This window comes from Cellulomonas sp. P4_B5_2, assembly GCF_056402235.1.
Genome location: NZ_JBFUHU010000418.1, coordinates 1 through 2,649, shown reverse-complemented (window position 1 = coordinate 2,649; position 2,649 = coordinate 1). Strand labels below are relative to the sequence as shown.

General features: G+C 73.1%; 3 protein-coding genes and 1 pseudogene. 1 reads left to right on the top strand and 3 read right to left on the bottom strand.

Annotated features, from left to right (window positions below; genetic code table 11):
• Positions 1 to 394 (bottom strand): LbetaH domain-containing protein (locus AC1DUQ_RS20425; RefSeq protein ID WP_477074490.1); only part of this gene is annotated, 394 nt, incomplete at its 3' end.
• Positions 391 to 1,260 carry a helix-turn-helix transcriptional regulator gene (locus AC1DUQ_RS20420; protein ID WP_477062483.1) on the bottom strand — a complete coding sequence of 290 codons (870 nt, stop codon included), beginning with the start codon at positions 1,258 to 1,260 and terminating at the stop codon, positions 391 to 393. The genes AC1DUQ_RS20425 and AC1DUQ_RS20420, both read right to left, overlap by 4 nt.
• 144 nt (positions 1,261 to 1,404) lie before the next feature.
• On the opposite strand from AC1DUQ_RS20420, the gene AC1DUQ_RS20415 reads away from it, so the two are divergent.
• A complete protein-coding gene (locus AC1DUQ_RS20415; RefSeq protein WP_477074489.1) occupies positions 1,405 to 2,424 on the top strand; it encodes a zinc-dependent alcohol dehydrogenase family protein in 1,020 nt (339 codons plus the stop codon).
• A 7-nt stretch (positions 2,425 to 2,431) separates the two neighbouring features.
• Here the strand turns inward: AC1DUQ_RS20415 and AC1DUQ_RS20410 are convergent.
• Positions 2,432 to 2,649 (bottom strand): annotated as a pseudogene (locus AC1DUQ_RS20410) (winged helix-turn-helix transcriptional regulator); the annotation flags it as partial.

The window sequence follows — 2,649 nt, the reverse complement described above, 5'->3', positions numbered from 1 at the left end:
TGTCCGCACGTCGAGCGGGGTCGGTCGCGTGGTTGAGGGTGACGACGGTGCTCCCGTGACCGATGAGCGTGCCGTCACCGATGGTGATGCCGCCGGCGTCCTGGAACGTGCAGCCCATGTTGATGAAGACGTCCTTGCCGAGCGTCAGGTTCTTGCCGAACTCGCAGAAGAACGGCGGGAAGACCGTCACCGACTCGTCCACGGGCCRCCCGGTCAGCCGCGCGAGCAGCGCGCGCACCTCCTCAGGCGTGCGGTAGCCGGTGTTCAGCTCCGCGAGCACCCGCAGCGCGTCCTGGCCGGCCCGGTGCAGGAACGCGTGCTGCGCCGAGCCTCCCTCGATGACGGCCCCGCGGCGCACGTGATCGCGGAAGCCCTCCAGGTCGACGTCACTCATCGCGGGACCGACGGCAGGTCGGCCGCCCACGAGGCCAGCAGGCGCAGGCGCTCGGCCGACGGCGAGCCCGGCTCGGCGGTGTAGACCAGGAGCACCTGGCCCGGTTCGGCGGTGATGGCCAGCTCCTCGTAGGCGAGGGTGAGGTCGCCGACCACGGGGTGGTGGAACCGCTTCGTCCCGGCGCCGTGGGTGCGCACGTCGTGGGTGCCCCAGAGCCGGCGGAACGTCTCGCTCTGCGTCGACAGCTCGCCGACGAGGTCCTGCAGGCCCGTGTCGTGCGGGTCCCGGCCGGCCTCGGCGCGCATGATCGCGACGCACATCTCCGCGAACAGGTCCCAGTCCGGGTAGAAGTCGCGCGCCGCGGGGTCGAGGAACTGGAACCGGGCGAGGTTCGGGGTGCGGCCGCCGTCGCCGATGACGGGCGAGTAGAACGCGCGGCCGAGCGCGTTGGTGGCCAGCAGGTCCTGGCGCTGGTCGCGCACGAACGCGATGCCGTCGGTGATCGCGGACAGCGCCCACTGCAGGCTCGGCCGGGGTGTCGACGACCGGGTCGAACGGCGGCGCGGCCGTCCCGACGAGGGGATGCCGTCGGCGGCCCTGGCCAGGTCGAACAGGTGCGCGCGCTCGGTGTCGTCGAGCTGGAGGGCCTGCGCGACGGAGTCGAGCACCGACGCCGACGCCCCGCCGATCGCACCCCGCTCGAGCTTGGCGTAGTACTCCACGCTCACTCCGGCCAGGATCGCGACCTCGCTGCGCCGCAGGCCGGGCACGCGGCGGTTGGTGCCGCCGAGGACGCCCGCCGCCTCGGGGGTCACCTTCGCCCGTCGCGACATGAGGAACTCGCGCACGTCCGCTCGGTTGTCCATGCTCCCGACGGTAGGCCGCGCGGCGCCGACGAGGGAGTCCGTGCGAAGAGGTGCACTGCCGGTACACCCCTCAGCAGGGACTCCCCACCCCGCGCCGCGTCCGGTTGCCTGGTGGGCACACCCCCAGAGAGAGGCACCACCACCATGCGCGCAGTCGTCATGTACGCCCCGGGCGACGTCCGGGTCGACGAGACCGAGCGGCCGACGATCGTCGAGCCGACCGACGCGGTCATCAAGCTCGCCGCCACCTGCATCTGCGGGTCGGACCTGTGGCCGTACCGCGGCACGGACGCCGTCGACCACCAGCCGATGGGCCACGAGTACGTGGGCGTCGTCGAGGAGGTCGGCTCCGCCGTCCAGAACGTGCAGGTCGGCGACTTCGTCGTCGGGTCGTTCTTCGCCTCCGACAACACCTGCGAGATCTGCCTCGCCGGCTACCAGACCCACTGCGTCCATCGCCAGCCCGGCGCCCTCCCCGGCGCGCAGGCCGAGTACGCCCGCATCCCGCTCGCCGACGGCACCCTCGTCGCGACCCCGGGCATGCCCGACGCGGACCTGATCCCGTCGCTGCTGGCCGCGTCCGACGTGCTCGGCACCGGCTGGTTCGCCGCCGTCGCCGCCGAGGTCGGACCCGGCAAGACCGTCGCGGTCGTCGGGGACGGTGCCGTCGGGCTGCTCGGTGTCCTGGCGGCCAAGCAGCTCGGAGCGGAGCGGATCATCGCGATGTCCCGCCACGCCGACCGGCAGGCCCTCGCCCGCGAGCTCGGCGCCACCGACATCGTCGAGGAGCGCGGGGACGCCGGCGTCGCACGGATCAAGGAGCTCACCGGCGGGCTCGGTGCGCACTCCACGATCGAGGCCGTCGGCACCCAGGAGTCGATGATGCAGGCGATCCGTRCCACCCGCGCCGGCGGGCACGTCGGCTACGTCGGCGTCTCCCACGACGTGGCACTGCCCGGCCAGGAGCTCTTCTTCTCCGGCGTCCACCTGCACGGCGGCCCCGCACCGGTGCGCCGCTTCCTGCCCGAGCTCATCACGCTCATCTGGGACCGGCAGATCGACCCGGGAACGGTCTTCGACCTCACCCTGCCGATCGAGCAGGCCGCCGAGGGCTACCGGGCGATGGACGAGCGCCGCGCCACCAAGGTGCTGCTCACCTTCTGACCGACGGTCAGGCGGCCAGGTGGAACGTGCTGGCGAAGCGGTCGAGGAGCTCACCGCGCCCGTGCAGCACCTCGACCACGCCGGTCGCGATCGCGCGGTCCGGGGCGAGCTCGCCGGAGATGACCCGGCGGAGCCCCGGACCCGCGGCGAACGCGAGGTCGACCGGTCCGTCGCCTCGCGTCACCTCGAGGGTGGAGCCGTCGACCCGGACGAGCAGCTCGGCCG